The organism is Enterococcus sp. AZ196, from assembly GCF_050498845.1.
Classification (GTDB): domain Bacteria; phylum Bacillota; class Bacilli; order Lactobacillales; family Enterococcaceae; genus Enterococcus_A; species Enterococcus_A murrayae.
In genome coordinates, this window is the sequence record NZ_JBIPAM010000001.1 from 515965 (window position 1) to 531012 (window position 15048).

Annotated in this window: 13 protein-coding genes; 12 read left to right on the top strand and 1 reads right to left on the bottom strand. The window is 38.8% G+C overall.

Annotated features, from left to right (window positions below):
* Positions 1–16 precede the first annotated feature (16 nt).
* The 9 genes from mutM to IGI67_RS02520 all read left to right on the top strand — a co-directional run bounded on the left by mutM (position 17) and on the right by IGI67_RS02520 (position 8759).
* Positions 17–850, top strand: a complete 834-nt coding sequence (mutM, locus tag IGI67_RS02480) for a DNA-formamidopyrimidine glycosylase (protein ID WP_207109233.1) — start codon at positions 17–19, stop codon at positions 848–850.
* Positions 851–852: 2 nt separating this feature from the next.
* Positions 853–1452, top strand: a complete 600-nt coding sequence (gene coaE / locus IGI67_RS02485) for a dephospho-CoA kinase (protein ID WP_429956635.1) — start codon at positions 853–855, stop codon at positions 1450–1452.
* Between the two features lie 187 nt (positions 1453–1639).
* Positions 1640–2113: a transcriptional regulator NrdR gene (nrdR, locus tag IGI67_RS02490; protein ID WP_010744965.1), complete on the top strand. Its 474-nt coding sequence runs from the start codon at positions 1640–1642 to the stop codon at positions 2111–2113.
* Positions 2114–2124: 11 nt separating this feature from the next.
* Positions 2125–3438, top strand: coding sequence for a DnaD domain protein (locus tag IGI67_RS02495; RefSeq protein ID WP_429956636.1), 1314 nt, complete (start codon positions 2125–2127; stop codon positions 3436–3438).
* On the top strand, positions 3438–4364 hold the full coding sequence (gene dnaI / locus IGI67_RS02500; RefSeq protein ID WP_207109236.1) for a primosomal protein DnaI: 927 nt from the start codon (positions 3438–3440) through the stop codon (positions 4362–4364). Before IGI67_RS02495 ends, dnaI begins: the two co-directional genes overlap by 1 nt.
* A 117-nt stretch (positions 4365–4481) precedes the next feature.
* Positions 4482–5195: a tRNA (adenine(22)-N(1))-methyltransferase gene (locus IGI67_RS02505; protein WP_429956637.1), complete on the top strand. Its 714-nt coding sequence runs from the start codon at positions 4482–4484 to the stop codon at positions 5193–5195.
* Positions 5176–6297, top strand: coding sequence for a Nif3-like dinuclear metal center hexameric protein (locus IGI67_RS02510; RefSeq protein WP_429956638.1), 1122 nt, complete (start codon positions 5176–5178; stop codon positions 6295–6297). The genes IGI67_RS02505 and IGI67_RS02510 overlap by 20 nt, the downstream gene beginning before the upstream one ends.
* A 23-nt stretch (positions 6298–6320) precedes the next feature.
* On the top strand, positions 6321–7550 hold the full coding sequence (gene pepT, locus IGI67_RS02515; protein ID WP_429956639.1) for a peptidase T: 1230 nt from the start codon (positions 6321–6323) through the stop codon (positions 7548–7550).
* Between the two features lie 174 nt (positions 7551–7724).
* Complete coding sequence (locus IGI67_RS02520) at positions 7725–8759, top strand: lysylphosphatidylglycerol synthase transmembrane domain-containing protein (RefSeq protein ID WP_207109240.1); 1035 nt, start codon at positions 7725–7727, stop codon at positions 8757–8759.
* 18 nt (positions 8760–8777) lie between these two features.
* Here the strand turns inward: IGI67_RS02520 and IGI67_RS02525 are convergent, their stop codons facing one another.
* Positions 8778–9809 carry a zinc-binding alcohol dehydrogenase family protein gene (locus IGI67_RS02525; protein ID WP_429956640.1) on the bottom strand — a complete coding sequence of 344 codons (1032 nt, stop codon included), beginning with the start codon at positions 9807–9809 and terminating at the stop codon, positions 8778–8780.
* A 263-nt stretch (positions 9810–10072) separates the two neighbouring features.
* On the opposite strand from IGI67_RS02525, the gene clpB reads away from it, so the two are divergent.
* The 3 genes from clpB to cysK all read left to right on the top strand — a co-directional run bounded on the left by clpB (position 10073) and on the right by cysK (position 14982).
* Entirely contained in the window at positions 10073–12676 is a 2604-nt protein-coding gene (gene clpB, locus IGI67_RS02530; protein WP_429956641.1) for an ATP-dependent chaperone ClpB, read from the top strand.
* Between the two features lie 281 nt (positions 12677–12957).
* Positions 12958–13815, top strand: coding sequence for a glucosaminidase domain-containing protein (locus tag IGI67_RS02535; protein ID WP_429956642.1), 858 nt, complete (start codon positions 12958–12960; stop codon positions 13813–13815).
* Positions 13816–14052: 237 nt separating this feature from the next.
* On the top strand, positions 14053–14982 hold the full coding sequence (gene cysK, locus IGI67_RS02540; RefSeq protein WP_429956643.1) for a cysteine synthase A: 930 nt from the start codon (positions 14053–14055) through the stop codon (positions 14980–14982).
* Positions 14983–15048: the final 66 nt, after the last annotated feature.

Consider the following 15048-nt stretch of genomic DNA (forward strand, 5'->3'; position numbering starts at 1 on the left):
AGTTAGGATGATAGAGATGCCAGAATTGCCAGAAGTTGAGACAGTCAGAAAAGGCTTGATATCTTTGGTTAAGGGGAAAACGATCGCCAAAGTAGATGTATATTGGCCGCGAATTATTGAGTTTCCTGAAATCGAAATTTTTCAGCAGCAATTGATTGGTGAGACCATTGAAACTGTTGATCGACGCGGGAAATATTTGATTTTTCATTTTACTCATTATGAAATGGTTTCACACTTACGAATGGAAGGGAAATATGAATATTTTGATCAACCAAGACCATTGGATAAACATAGTCATGTGCGCTTCATTTTTACAGATGGAACAGAGCTAATTTATCACGATGTGCGAAAATTTGGACGTATGGCCTTATTAAAAAAAGGTATGGCGAAAGAGTATAAGGGTTTATTGCAATTGGGTCCTGAACCAATCGATGAAGATTTTGATTTGTTGAATTTCAAACAACAGTTAAAAAAATCTTCAACGATGATTAAGCCATTATTATTGAATCAAAAAATTGTGGCAGGTTTAGGAAATATTTATGTCGATGAAGTTTTATGGTTAGCAAAAATTCATCCGGAGCAGCCTGCTGATACGTTGAGTGCGCAAACAGTTCGTCGCCTTCGAGTAGCAATCATTGAAGTGATTGCTAAGGCTAAAGAAGCTGGGGGAACGACGATCCGAACGTACTTAAATGCATTAGGAGAGGCCGGCCATTTTCAACAAGAGCTGCATGTATATGGTCAAACGGGCATTCCTTGCTCACGCTGCGGAACTCCTATCATAAAAATCAAAGTCGCCCAAAGAGGGACGCATCTTTGTCCTCATTGCCAAAAATTAAAGAAGGTGTAAGAATGAGTTTTGTTTTAGGTGTTACTGGAGGTATTGCCAGTGGAAAATCAACAGTTGTAGATTTTTTCAAAGCAAAAGGGTTTCCGATCGTTGACGGTGACATTGTGGCACGTAAAGTGGTGGAGCCTGAGACAGAAGGATTAATGGCATTGAAAAATACTTTTGGTCAGACCATCATTGATGAAAATGGTCAATTAAATCGAAAAAAACTAGGCAGTATCATTTTTCATGATGAGAAAAAAAGAGCATTGCTAAATAAAACACTTGATCCATTTATTCGAGGTGAAATCCAACGTCAAACAGAAGAAGCAAAACTATCAAGTGATTTGGTAATCGTAGATATTCCTCTCTTGTATGAAGGAAATTATGAGACGATGATGGATAAGGTAGCGGTTGTTTATGTCACGCCAGAAATTCAACTAAATCGTTTGATGGCAAGAAATCACTTGAATGAAGAGGAAGCGATGGAGCGCATCAAAAGCCAGCTTTCTTTGAAAAAAAAGAAAGAACGGGCAGATATTATTATTGATAATTGCCATTCTCAAGAAAAAACGCGCCAGCAGGTTCTTGATTGGTTGCAAAAAAATAAATTTGTTTCTTAAAGATTTCTGCGTCGTAGCATTACGACGCTTTTTTTAGCCAGCTGGTTATGGTAAACTCATGTTATATAAACAAATATACCTTTTGTTTCTGCCAGCTTTTATTTAAAAAAAGTTATTCTATATAACAAAATAGATTTCACGTTTAATAGGTGAATTTAGTTAATATTAAGAAAGTGTGGGTGAAATTATGCGTTGTCCAAGATGTAATCATAATAATTCTCGAGTAATTGATAGTCGACAAACAGACGATGGGCGAGCGATTCGCCGTAGAAGAGAGTGTGAGAGCTGTGGTTTCCGATTTACGACCTTTGAACGTATCGAAGCTGCTCCTTTATTAGTTGTTAAGCGAAACGGTGATCGTGAAGAATTTAGTCGTGATAAAATTTTACGTGGCTTGATTCGATCTGCAGAAAAGCGTCCAGTAGCAATGGAGCAGATGGAGCAAATCGTGGATCATGTTGAAAATCGTGTACGTAGTATGGGAGAAAATGAAATCCCGACCAGTCAAATCGGAGAATTTGTCATGGAGGACTTGATGGAGGTCGATGAGATTGCCTATATTCGTTTTGCCAGCGTATATCGACAGTTCAAGGACATGTCAGTATTTTTAAAGGAATTACAGGAGATCGTTGACAAAGCAAAGTCAACGGATGAAGAGTAGGAGGCATTTTAGTGGCAGAAGAGCTAAAACCCAGTACCTTTTATACGGTCTATGGTGAGCCACAGCTTGATCAAAGTAAACAAAATGCTTTACTGTACCTATATCAGCCGATCGTTGGAAGTGTTGCACTAAGCTTATATCTAACCTTAGTAAGTGATATCACATTGGAAGGCAAAAGTCCCAGTCTGATGCACACAGATTTGTTAGCAGCAGTTGATACAGGACTGATGAATTTAGTAAAAGCACGTGAGCATCTTGAAGGGATTGGATTGCTGGAAACTTATGAGAAGACAGATGATGAAATCGGCATGAGCTTGATTTATCAATTACGTCTGCCGCTTGGACCAGAAAAATTCTTTCAAGATCCATTGATGGCTTACCTGCTGATGGATAAAGTCGGGAAACGTCGGTATGAGCGATTGGTTGAACGCTATAAGCCAAAGAATTTTGACAGAGAATCAATAAAAAAAATCACAAAACGTTTTCGGGATGTTTATCGATTGGATGAAACTGCGTTTACCAGCTATAGTGAGGCTTTAGAACAAACACAGGAAGAGTTTGCCGACAGATCAGATTTTGATTGGTCATTATTTACTCAACAGTTAAAACGATTCAGTCTGGTTTTGACCTTTGAGGAACGTGAGAAGCTGCAAACATTTCAGACCCTATATGGCTTAAATGAGTTAGATCTAGCAGAATTCGTGGCTAAAGCCAGTGCTGGCGAAAGAGCAGGGTTAAACTTCAATTATTTGCGTCAGCTGATCAATAAAGAAAAACGACCAAAGGTTTCTGCGGCCCCAAAACAAGCGTTGACAGAAAACCCTTCAAACGCCAGCAATTTTTCACCTCAGGAGTTAGAAATTATCGCACAGAGTAAAAAAATTGCACCAGTCACTTTTTTACGTGCGATTAAACGGGAAAAGGGCGGTTTCGAGACAAATACAGAAGTTCGCTTATTAGAAGAGCTGATCGGTCGAAATCTATTGCCAAAAAGCGTGATCAATATTATCATCAATTATATTTTGGTGATCCAAAACCAAGCTGTAATCAACGCGAACTATTTAAATGCTATTGCCAATGACTGGGCGCAAAAGAAAATCAGCACACCAGAAGCGGCAATCACTCATGTGCGAGAAAACAATCAAAAATTAGTACGCAAGCCTCAAGCATCTCGTCCCAATTATCAAAAACGAGGGACTGGACGTAAAGAAGCTTTGCCTGAACATATCAAACAACCGCCAAAAGAAATGAAACTTACACCAGAAAAAGAGGCAGAACTGAACCGTAAGTTAGCAGAATATTTAAATAAAGAAGGTGACGATTGATGGAAGATGTAGGAAAAGAATTGAATCGCATCATTAAGAGCCGCGGGGTCGATGGTCGTTACCGCCAAATGATGGAAGAGATTTTGGCTGACCCAGATGTTCGGCAATTTATTGAAGAGCACAAAGCAAAGTTAACGCAAGAAGATATCGAGAAATCTTTTGCAAAGTTGTATGAGTTTGTTCAAGAGAAGAAAAAATATTTAGCCTCAGATCCTACCATGATCGCACCTGGTTACGAGCCGCAATTGAGTTTGAATTTTCATTTTATCGATGTAACTTATGTTCCAACGGACGAGCTATTGCGATTGAAGCGTGAAGAAGAGATTCGCAATCGCGTGAATTCTTTAGACATGCCTAAGGATATTCGGAAAGCTTCTATTAGGACTTTTGAAGTAACTTCTGGTCGCAGCGAAGCATTAGAGGCATCGTTGGATTTTATCAATCAATATGAAGCAAGTCCAAAAATGTTTCATAAGGCCTTGTTTCTTGTTGGCGATTTCGGTGTTGGGAAAACTTATTTATTAGGTGCTGTTGCGCATGAGCTAGCTGTTAAGGGATTTGAAACGACGCTGTTGCATTTTCCAACCTTTGCTGGAGAAATGAAACAAGCGATATCGAATGACAAGGTTGGACCTAAACTGGATGAGGTCAAACGTGCACCGATTTTGATGATTGATGATATCGGAGCTGACTCTATGAGTGCTTGGATTCGTGATGAGGTTCTAGGCGTGATCTTGCAGCATCGGATGCAGGAACAATTACCGACATTCTTTTCTTCTAATTTCAATATGGATCAACTGGAACAGCATTTATCCGTTACACAACGTGGTGACGAGGAACCATTGAAAGCCAAACGGATCATGGAACGTGTCCGTTACTTGAGTAAAGAAATTTGGGTGATTGGTGAAAATCGCCGAAATGGTTAAAAAACGAAAAGTTTCTTAGAAAAAGGAAAACGCCCTATTAAAAAGCGCTATCATTTAGCTCTTTTTTAGGGGCGCTTTTTTTAAGGAGTGTTATAATCAATTTTAGGATGTGAAAAAATGAACGCCAAAGATTTATCGCTTCGTCTACAAAAAGCTGCGGAGTTTGTACCGCAGGACGCTCGTCTAGCTGATATTGGCTCTGACCATGCGTATTTGCCGGTGGCTCTGATATTGCAAAACAGAATTTCTTATGGGATTGCTGGTGAAGTCGTGGAAGGTCCCTATAAATCTGCCAAGAAACAAGTTGCTAAAAATGGCTTAGAAAATAAAATCGATGTTCGTTTAGCTGATGGACTTGAAGCTGTGGAGTTAGCAGATGAGGTGTCAGCCATTACTATTTGCGGTATGGGCGGCGTGTTGATTCGTGATATTTTACAACGAGGCAAAGAAAAAAATCGGTTATCAGGCAAAGAGCGCCTGATCCTGCAGCCGAATGTTGGTGAACGCCAATTACGCCAATGGTTGGTTAACGAGAAGTATACCATCACTGATGAAGCAATCATTGAAGAAAACAATAAGATCTATGAAATCATTGTAGCTGACAAGTATTCAGAGGTGCTTGATTATTCTGCTAAAGAGCTCTTGTTTGGCCCACACTTATTGATTGAAAAAAGCCCTGTCTTTATTGAAAAATGGCAGCATAAGTTAAATAAGAGTAAAAAAATACTAACTAGTCTGCATCAAAGTGATCAAGATGTCACAGAAAAAATTCAAGAAGTCGCACTAGAAATCGAATGGATCAAGGAGGTACTTGCAGATGCAGGGAAATGAATTTATCCAACGCTTTAAACAATATTGTCCTGAATGGTTAGCTGAAGAGGGCGATCCAGTTGGGCTTCATATCGGAACTTTGAACAAGAAGGTCGATCGAATAATGATGAGTTTAGATGTTCGACCGGCAGTTGTAGAAGAAGCGATTGCTAAAAAGATTGATTTATTGATCGTTAAGCATCCACCAATATTTCGACCAGTTTCACGATTAACGACCGACGATGTTCAAACGAAAATGTATGCTGATTTAATCAAGCACGACATTGCGGTCTATGCTGCTCATACTAATATGGATATTATCCACAACGGATTGAATGATTGGTTTTGTGAAGAATTAGATGTTTTTGATACAGATTACCTAATTCATACCCATACCATCAAAATGAAAAAAATAGCTGTTTATGTGCCGCAAAATGATGCGAAAAAAATGCGTAATGCATTAGCTGAAGCAGGTGCAGGAGAGCAAGGAAATTATACTGCTACTTCTTTCACTGTAAATGGTACCGGCCGATTCACACCGAATGGTGAAGCAAATCCAACCATTGGATCGTTGAATAGACCAGAACAGGTTCAGGAAAGCAAGGTTGAGATGATTTTCCCAGAAACGAAGCAGGCAGCTGTTGTTGCGGCGATGCTAGCAGCTCATCCGTATGAAGAGCCGGCATATGACATTTACCCGCTTGATAATCTAGCTGAAAATTATGGAATTGGCCGTGTCGGCGAGTTGAAAGAAGCAATGACGACTGAAGAATTTATAGTAAAAGTGAAAAAAACTTTCGATTTGGAAGGTTTGCGGGTCGTTTACCCTCATATTGTAAAGGAAAATATTAAGCGTGTGGCAATTTGTGGAGGAAGCGGAGAGAAGTTTTATCGCGAGGCTTTAGCCGCAAATGCTGATGTTTATATTACCGGAGATGTCTATTATCATACTGCTCATGATATGCAGGAAACAGGCATGTTAGTCATTGACCCGGGACACTATATTGAGTCATTGTGCAAAGAAAAAATGGTGACTCTTTTTAACCAATGGAAAAATGAAGAAGGCTGGAATGTTGATTTCTTTGTGTCTGAGACTTCCACGAACCCTTTCTCATTTAAATAAATAGCATTAAAGGAGAGAGTAAGATGTACGAAAATTTATTACCGCGTTTTTTAGACTATGTTAAGACAGAAACTCGTTCTGATGCGACAAGCACCACAACCCCCACAACTCAAACACAGGTAGCATTTGCTCATGAGCTGATGAAAGAATTAGAACAAATCGGCATGAAAGATATTTCTTATAATGAAAAAAATGGCTACGTGATTGCAACTTTGCCAAGCAACCTTGACAAAGAAGCGCGGACTATCGGATTCATCTCTCACATGGATACTGCAGATTTCAATGCGACAGGGGTCAATCCTCAAATCGTTGAAAATTATGATGGTGAATCAACGATTAAATTGGATGAAGCTGGGAAATATACATTAAACGTAAAAGATTTTCCTAACTTAAAGAATTATGCTGGTCAAACATTGATTACAACGGACGGTTCGACACTACTAGGCTCTGATGATAAATCTGGGATTGCTGAAATTATGACAGCGATGGAATACTTGATCAAGCATCCCGAAATCAAGCATGGTGAAGTGCGTGTCGGCTTTGGTCCCGATGAGGAAATCGGAATCGGTGCGGATAAGTTTGATGTGAAGCAATTCAATACAGATTTTGCATACACAATGGATGGCGGACCGATCGGTGAACTACAATACGAAACATTCAGCGCAGCTCAAGCCGAAATTACGATGCACGGTAAGAATGTTCATCCAGGTACAGCCAAAAATACGATGATCAATGCTTTACAAATGGCAATCGATTTCCATAATCAATTACCAGAGGCTGATCGGCCAGAGAAAACAGACGGCCGTGAAGGGTTCTTCCATTTATTAGCTCTAAATGGAAATGTCGAAGAAGCGAAAATGACTTACATTATTCGAGATCATGACCGCGCTAAATTTGAAGAACGCAAACAAATGATTACTGAGCTTCAAGCAAAAATGAACAGTCAATTTGATCAAGAGCGTGTGGAAATCAACATGTATGATCAATACTACAATATGGGTGAGATTATTGAAAAGGACATGAGTGTCATCGATCTAGCCAAAGGTGCGATGGAAGAAGTTGGTGTAACACCAATTATCGAGCCAATCCGCGGAGGTACTGACGGATCTAAAATCTCATTCATGGGTATTCCAACGCCAAATATTTTTGCTGGAGCAGAAAATATGCATGGACGCTTTGAATTTGTTTCATTGCAAACAATGGAAAAAGCCGTTGATGTAATCGTGAAAATTATTGAAAACAATGCTAAATAGTTTTTTTCTGAAAAAGCTTTGAGGAAACTTGAAGCTTTTTCTTTTTTTGCTCATTCGCATGTGGTAGGCTATAGCAATAAAGAAAAAATGAGTCTATAGACAATATCAGTTCCGTTTTCCCCAGTTTATTTAAGATGTGGAAAATGAGTACAATGAACTAGGAGTTAAAAAAAAATGAACCTTTCGATCAATCGTAAATTGATTCTAAATATCTTGTTGTTTATAGTAATGATCGGTGTGATTATCTTTGTCATCCGCGACTCGTTAAGTGATATTTTTACTGAGCTTGGGAGAACCTCCTTGCCAGTACTCTTAGGGGTTACAGGATTAGGCGTAATCAGTCAGATTATTGAGGGATATACCATAAAAAATATTGCCGGGGAGTTTAATCCCAAATTTACTGTACGAGATGGCTTTTTTGCTTCGGCATATGCGACCTTTTATCGAGTAATTACTTTTGGAACAGGCTCAATCGTATCTGAGGTGATCTACTATCATAAGAAAGATCTGAGATACTCAGAAGGAACAGGCACCAGCGCTTTGCGAATGGTCACGTATAAAATAGCATTGATGATTTGGGCATTGTTTTTTTTGATCGTAAAAGGCAATGCGATCCAAGAACATATCGCTAATGGTATCTTTTTAGTTCTCGCAGGAATACTCGTGACCTTGCTGATCATTTCGACTTTATTGGTCCTAAGCTTGAATATCAATGCTCAGGTTTTACTGGTGATTATTTGTAATCGGCTGTTCAAAAGACAAAAGCTGCGAGATATTGTTGATCAGGTGAACAATCAGGTCTACTCTTTGCGGGGAGCGATCAAAACGTTCATTCGGGATCGTAATGCGGTTATCCGTGTTTTCTGCTCCAATATGGCAAAATTGGTTGTGTGGTATTCGTTGCCGTTTTTTATTTTGATAAAAGATTACCCTGAAATCGATCTTTGGTTAACGGTTGCATTGATTAGCTTTACGGTGATTCTTGGGGGAGTTTTACCGGCACCAGGAGGAATCGGCGGGTTTGAATTTGTCTATGTACTATTGTTTCGACATGTTGTAGGAAAAGTCGATGCCGTATCATCCCTGCTTCTTTACCGCTATGCGACGTATCTATTGCCATTTTTGATTGGAATGATCTATGTTCTATTTAACAAGCAGCGTCAAATAAACCATGAAATTAAAGAGGCTAAAAAGGAAGTTAACGACTGATTTCGTTAACTTCCTTTTTTAATAATGTACAACCAGCTTTCCGATCATTTTATTTTCTTCGATAAACTGATGCGCTTGATAAAAGACCTCTGGGGAAAAGCCAGGAATAATTTTGGTCAAAGTGCTTTTAATCTTTTTTTCCAACAGCAATTGAACGAGCAATTCTAATATTACTCCTTGTGAGGCAACATTATAGTCAAAGTCCGTCTTAGCGAACATATACTCCCAATCAAAGCTTCCGGATTTATTTTTCAATTTGGCCAAATTCAAATCTTTACTTGATCCGACTATTGAACCAAGATGACCAAAGGGTTCAAGCAGATCGCTCATCTCTTCGAAGTAGCGGTCTGTAGAATGAAGAATCAAAATGTAAGGTAATGATTTATAGCCGATTTTTTTAAGTTGTTTAGTCAAATCCTTATGGTGATCGATGATATGATCAGCCCCCATTTTCTCAGACCATTCTTTGCTTTCTTTACGTGAAGCAGTCGTAATTACAGTTAGGCCAGCCCATTTAGCTAATTGAGTGGCTACTGAACCGACACCGCCAGCCCCATTGATAATCAAAATCGTTCCTTCATTTTGCTTTTCTTCAGGGATCAATCTCATTTTTTCAAACAACATTTCATAAGCAGTAATAAAAGTTAAAGGCATTGCAGCCGCTTCATCAGTTGAAATTCCGTTTGGTAATTTTGCAACGATTCGAGAATCAACGATTTGGTTCTCACTGTAACTTCCAAATCTTTTCGTTGTACCAGCAAAAAAGACTCGATCACCAATCTCCATATTTTTCACTTCACTGCCTAGCTGAGTAACAATACCGACGCTATCAAATCCTAAGATATGCGGTTGAGGAGTCCCTTTGCCGCTTTGTCTTAGTTTTGTGTCTACTGGATTGATTGAGACAGCCAAATTTTTAATGACTAAATCAAATTTATTTAATTTTGGAAGCATCACTTCATATGTTTCAAAATGGTTTCCTTCCGAAAGTGGAAACCCCTTTTCAAATCCGATCACGCGAGAAATCATCAAATCACTCTCCTTGTCCATACTAAATCACTCATTTTCTTGGTGAAAGATGAGCTTGATTTTCACGTCTTATCATTTTCTAGTCAGCATTTGGCTCATTAAAAAGAGTCAGATGAAAAGCTAATAGGCTAACTAGTACCTTATTAGTAATGAGAGAATTGTAGCATTATTTCGAATTTCTTCATAATAATAAACGTCGAATTTGCTGAGTTTAATGTTTGACCTTTACTGACCAATGTTATATACTGATACTTGTAAAAATTAATTATGTCGGAGGTATGTTTATGAATATCGAAAAAATGACGACAACTTTACAAGAAGCGGTTGCTGAAGCTCAGCAAATTGCGGTTACAAGACATCATCAAGAAATTGATATTGCTCACTTATGGAAAATTTTTTTACAGCCAAATCATTTTGGCCGAAATTTTTATACCGACGTGGGAATTGACGTTGAACAGTTTGAGCGAGAAGTGGATAGGGTATTAGATGAGTATCCCACTGTTAGTGGCGGTAATGTTCAATATGGTCAAAATCTTAGCCAAAATCTATTTAACCTTTTGAGTGAAGCAGACAAATTACGAGAAAAATTTCAGGATGATTTTTTATCTACAGAAATTGTCATTTTAGCGTTGATGAAATTAAAAAATTATTCATTGACGAAGTATTTGATTCAGCAAGGGTTGAGTGAAAAACAACTACAGAAAAATATTGAAGAAATGCGAGGAGGGGATCGAGTGACCTCACAAAATCAAGAAGAAACTTATAAAGCATTGGAGAAATACGGCGTTGATTTAGTTCAGCAAGTTAAAAATGGCAAGCAGGATCCGATTATTGGTCGTGATGAAGAAATTCGTGATGTTATCCGAATTCTTTCTCGAAAAACAAAAAATAATCCAGTGTTAATTGGTGAGCCGGGTGTTGGTAAAACTGCCATTGTGGAGGGATTGGCACAACGGATTGTACGCAAAGATGTTCCTGAAAATCTAAAGGATAAAACTGTTTTTTCTTTGGATATGGGATCATTGATTGCTGGAGCAAAATTTCGAGGTGAGTTTGAAGAACGTTTAAAGGCAGTTTTAAAAGAAGTCAAAAAATCAGACGGCAGAATTTTATTGTTTATCGATGAAATTCATAACATTGTTGGCGCTGGAAAAACAGAAGGCAGCATGGATGCCGGAAATATCCTTAAACCAATGTTGGCTCGTGGCGAGTTGCATTTGATTGGCGCTACGACTTTAGATGAATACCGTCAATATATGGAAAAAGACAAAGCACTGGAACGTCGATTCCAAAAGGTTTTAGTGAAAGAACCGACGGTCGAAGATACGATCAGCATTTTACGTGGGTTGAAGGAGCGATTTGAGATCCACCATGGTGTAAATATCCATGACAATGCTTTAGTAGCTGCAGCGACGTTATCAGATCGTTACATTACAGATCGTTTCTTACCTGATAAGGCGATCGATTTAGTTGATGAAGCTAGTGCCAGTATTCGAGTGGAAATGAACTCGATGCCAACAGAACTTGATCAAGTAACTCGCCGGTTGATGCAATTAGAAATTGAAGAAGCCGCTTTAAAAAAAGAGAGCGATGATGCAAGCAAAAAACGTTTAGAAAACCTGCAAGAAGAACTGGCTGATCTTCGCGAAGAAACTAATGCAATGAAATTACAATGGGAAACTGAAAAAGAAGAAGTCAATGTCGTTTCCAATAAACGAGCGGAAATCGATCAAGCTAAACACGAGTTAGAGGATGCAGAAAACAATTATGACCTCGAACAAGCAGCTGTACTGCGTCATGGCACGATTCCAAATTTGGAGAAAGAGTTAGCTGAGCTTGAAGAAAAAAATCAAAAAAATGACATCAAAATGGTTCAGGAAGCGGTAACTGAAAATGAAATTGCGCAAGTAGTCGGCAGATTAACCGGAATTCCGGTAACCAAATTGGTAGAAGGTGAACGAGAAAAGTTATTGAGTTTGAACAGCACCTTGCACAAACGTGTGATTGGTCAGGATGAAGCAGTGGACGCTGTAAGTGATGCGGTCTTACGGTCACGTGCAGGTCTGCAGGATCCTAATCGTCCCTTAGGATCATTCTTATTCTTAGGACCGACGGGTGTTGGAAAAACCGAACTCGCTAAAGCATTAGCAGAAAATCTATTTGATTCCGAAGATCACATGGTACGCATCGACATGAGTGAGTATATGGAGAAGCACTCAGTATCACGACTTGTTGGGGCACCTCCAGGCTATGTTGGCTATGAGGAAGGCGGACAACTGACAGAAGCCGTTCGAAGAAATCCATATACGATTATCTTACTTGATGAAATTGAAAAAGCGCATCCGGATGTTTTCAATATTTTACTGCAAGTGTTGGATGATGGACGCTTGACAGATTCTAAAGGTCGTTTAGTTGATTTCAAGAATACAGTATTGATCATGACTAGTAATATCGGGTCACAAGTATTACTGGATGGTGTAACAGTTGATGGGAAAATTCCTGAGACAACAAAAGAACAGGTGTTAAGTATGTTGCGAGGTCATTTCAAGCCGGAATTTTTGAACCGAATTGATGATACCATCTTATTTACACCGTTGAGTTTGGATAATGTAAAAGGCATTGTCGAGAAAATTGTGCAACACTTGTCTCATCGTTTAGAGGAACAAGAAATTCAATTAGAGATTACAGAGGATGCTAAAAGTTGGATTGCTGAAAAAGCCTATGAACCACAATATGGTGCGCGTCCACTGAAACGATTCATTACACGGGAAGTGGAAACACCTCTAGCAAAAGAAATTATTGCTGGACGAGTAATGCCGAAAACCAGCGTTTCTATCGAATTACTAGATGATCAATTGGTTTTTCAGAATCAGCCAATTAATGAATAAATTAATTATGTAAATAAAATATAATCTAAAATCAAGAGTGGAATGACAGAAATATTTTTCTGGTTGTTTCACTCTTTTTGAAATTCTCAAGAAAATAAACCTTCGAGAAAAAATCAAGTCTTTTTAAAGTGAAACATAACAACTTTTTCATTACGCATGTTACGAAGTAATGACAAATTAGTGAATTTGTGGTGTTTAAATTGTTTGTTAATTGTTAATGGATTATACTTTTAAAGTAAGTAAAAATGAAGAGCTCTGTAGAGGTTTCTTGGAGGTATATAATGAACCAATTTAAGACCCGCATCGAAAAATACAATTATTTAAAAACGCAGCAAAAGGAAAAACGAATAAAGACGGCTAAAAAAACTGTCCCTTTGTTAGGAACGGCGATGATTCTTTCGCCAGCTGTTTTGACTATGAATACAGTAAGAGCCAGTGCGGCTGAAACTGCTCAGGTTCAAAATCAATCTGCATTTATCGAACAATTAGGCGCTTCTGCAATGCAGGTTTCAGCGTCAAGTGATCTTTATGCATCAATCATGGTCGCTCAGGCTTTAGTTGAAACTGGTTTTGGTACCTCTCAATTATCAGCAGCACCTTATTATAATTTATTTGGTGTAAAAGAATATAGTGGCGGACCATCAGTAACTATGAGTACACAGGAGTATCTAAATGGACAATGGGTAACAATGAACGAACCATTTGCCGTTTACAGCAGTTATGCGGAATCATTTCAGGCTCATGCTAGTTTGTTAGCTAGCTCTTATTATGCGGGCGCGTGGAAAAGTCACACAAATAGTTATCAAGACGCAGCGGTTTATCTAACGGGTCGTTATGCTACAGACCCTGGATATGCCAGTAAATTAATCTCATTAATCCAAAACTATAACCTGTCTCGTTTTGATACACCAGGAGCAGGTACAGCAGTTCAATCGACTGAGGAGACTCAAACTGTTTCTGAACAAACTACAACTGTGCAGCAAACAGCTCAAGCGAGCGGCCAATCTTACACTGTTCAATCCGGTGATTCGATCTGGGGCATCGCCGAGAAATTCGGTATCAGTGTCGATCAATTACTAGCGGATAACGGTTGGAGCTCAGATTCAACAATCATGCCAGGCGATACGATTGTCATTTAACTTCTTAAAGATGGAGCGATTTGCTCCGTCTTTTTGTTGATGCAATTTTTCGCAGATACAAGAGCGGCTGTCAGCTTTTTATATTAATTGGTATAATAAGAACTACGCTTCACTCTAGATGGAAGAAGAAAAACTTAAGAAATGGCTATCTATCCATTTTTAAAGTCGAAATTCTCGCATCTTTTCTCATTATTCGTTAATATAACTTACATAAGGTAAGGAATGGAGCGAGGTAAAATGACAAAAATCTACAATTCAATTTTGGATACAATTGGCGAAACACCCATCGTAAAACTAGGACGTATAACAACAGATGATATGGCACAAGTGTATGTTAAGGTGGAATCATTTAATCCTGGCAGCAGTGTAAAGGATCGAATTGCATTAGCGATGATTGAGGATGCAGAAAAAAACGGCAAGTTAAAAGCTGGGATGATGATTATTGAACCAACGTCTGGAAATACAGGAATTGGTCTAGCAATGGTTGGAGCAGCAAAAGGCTACTCTGTGACTTTAGTAATGCCAGAAACTATGAGTATCGAGCGTCGTAAGTTAATGCAGGCTTATGGTGCCAATCTTGTTTTAACGCCTGGAGCAGAGGGAATGAAGGGCGCTATTGCGAAAGCAAAGGAACTAGCAGAAGAAAAGAATGGGTTCATACCATCGCAATTTGATAACCCGATTAATCCGAAAGTTCATGAAAAGACGACAGCCAAAGAAATCGTAAACGCATTTGAAAAGAATGGGTTAGATGCTTTTGTGGCTGGGGTAGGTACTGGCGGTACTATCACAGGTGTCGGAAATGAATTGAAGCGCATGTATTCGGACATCAAGATTTATGCGGTAGAACCAGAGGAATCACCTGTCTTAGAAGGCGGTCAACCGGGGCCGCATAAGATCCAAGGAATTGGCGCGGGATTTGTGCCAAGCATTCTAAATACTGAGGTATATGATCAGGTTTTACCGGTAAACAGCAGCGATGCAATGGAAACTGCTAGAGAAATTGCAAAAAAAGAAGGGATTCTAGTAGGAGTATCTTCAGGTGCTGCCTTATTTGCAGCGATGGAGGTAGCAAAAAAGATGGGTCCAGATCAAAAGGTATTGGTTTTATTGCCTGATAATGGGGAGCGCTACTTATCCACTGAGTTATTTCAATTTAACCAATAAGTTTATGAAAAATTTTAATTTTTGAATCCAACTAGTATTTCCCCTCAGATAATAGTATCATTTTAA

Bases quoted from the DNA above. Each gene is read 5' to 3' on its own strand.
- coaE (WP_429956635.1), top strand. From the start codon at position 853: ATGAGTTTTGTTTTAGGTGTTACTGGAGGTATTGCCAGTGGAAAATCA.
- IGI67_RS02505 (WP_429956637.1), top strand. From the start codon at position 4,482: ATGAACGCCAAAGATTTATCGCTTCGTCTACAAAAAGCTGCGGAGTTT.
- mutM (WP_207109233.1), top strand. From the start codon at position 17: ATGCCAGAATTGCCAGAAGTTGAGACAGTCAGAAAAGGCTTGATATCT.
- nrdR (WP_010744965.1), top strand. From the start codon at position 1,640: ATGCGTTGTCCAAGATGTAATCATAATAATTCTCGAGTAATTGATAGT.
- clpB (WP_429956641.1), top strand. From the start codon at position 10,073: ATGAATATCGAAAAAATGACGACAACTTTACAAGAAGCGGTTGCTGAA.
- cysK (WP_429956643.1), top strand. From the start codon at position 14,053: ATGACAAAAATCTACAATTCAATTTTGGATACAATTGGCGAAACACCC.
- IGI67_RS02535 (WP_429956642.1), top strand. From the start codon at position 12,958: ATGAACCAATTTAAGACCCGCATCGAAAAATACAATTATTTAAAAACG.
- IGI67_RS02525 (WP_429956640.1), bottom strand. From the start codon at position 9,809: ATGGACAAGGAGAGTGATTTGATGATTTCTCGCGTGATCGGATTTGAA.
- IGI67_RS02520 (WP_207109240.1), top strand. From the start codon at position 7,725: ATGAACCTTTCGATCAATCGTAAATTGATTCTAAATATCTTGTTGTTT.
- dnaI (WP_207109236.1), top strand. From the start codon at position 3,438: ATGGAAGATGTAGGAAAAGAATTGAATCGCATCATTAAGAGCCGCGGG.
- pepT (WP_429956639.1), top strand. From the start codon at position 6,321: ATGTACGAAAATTTATTACCGCGTTTTTTAGACTATGTTAAGACAGAA.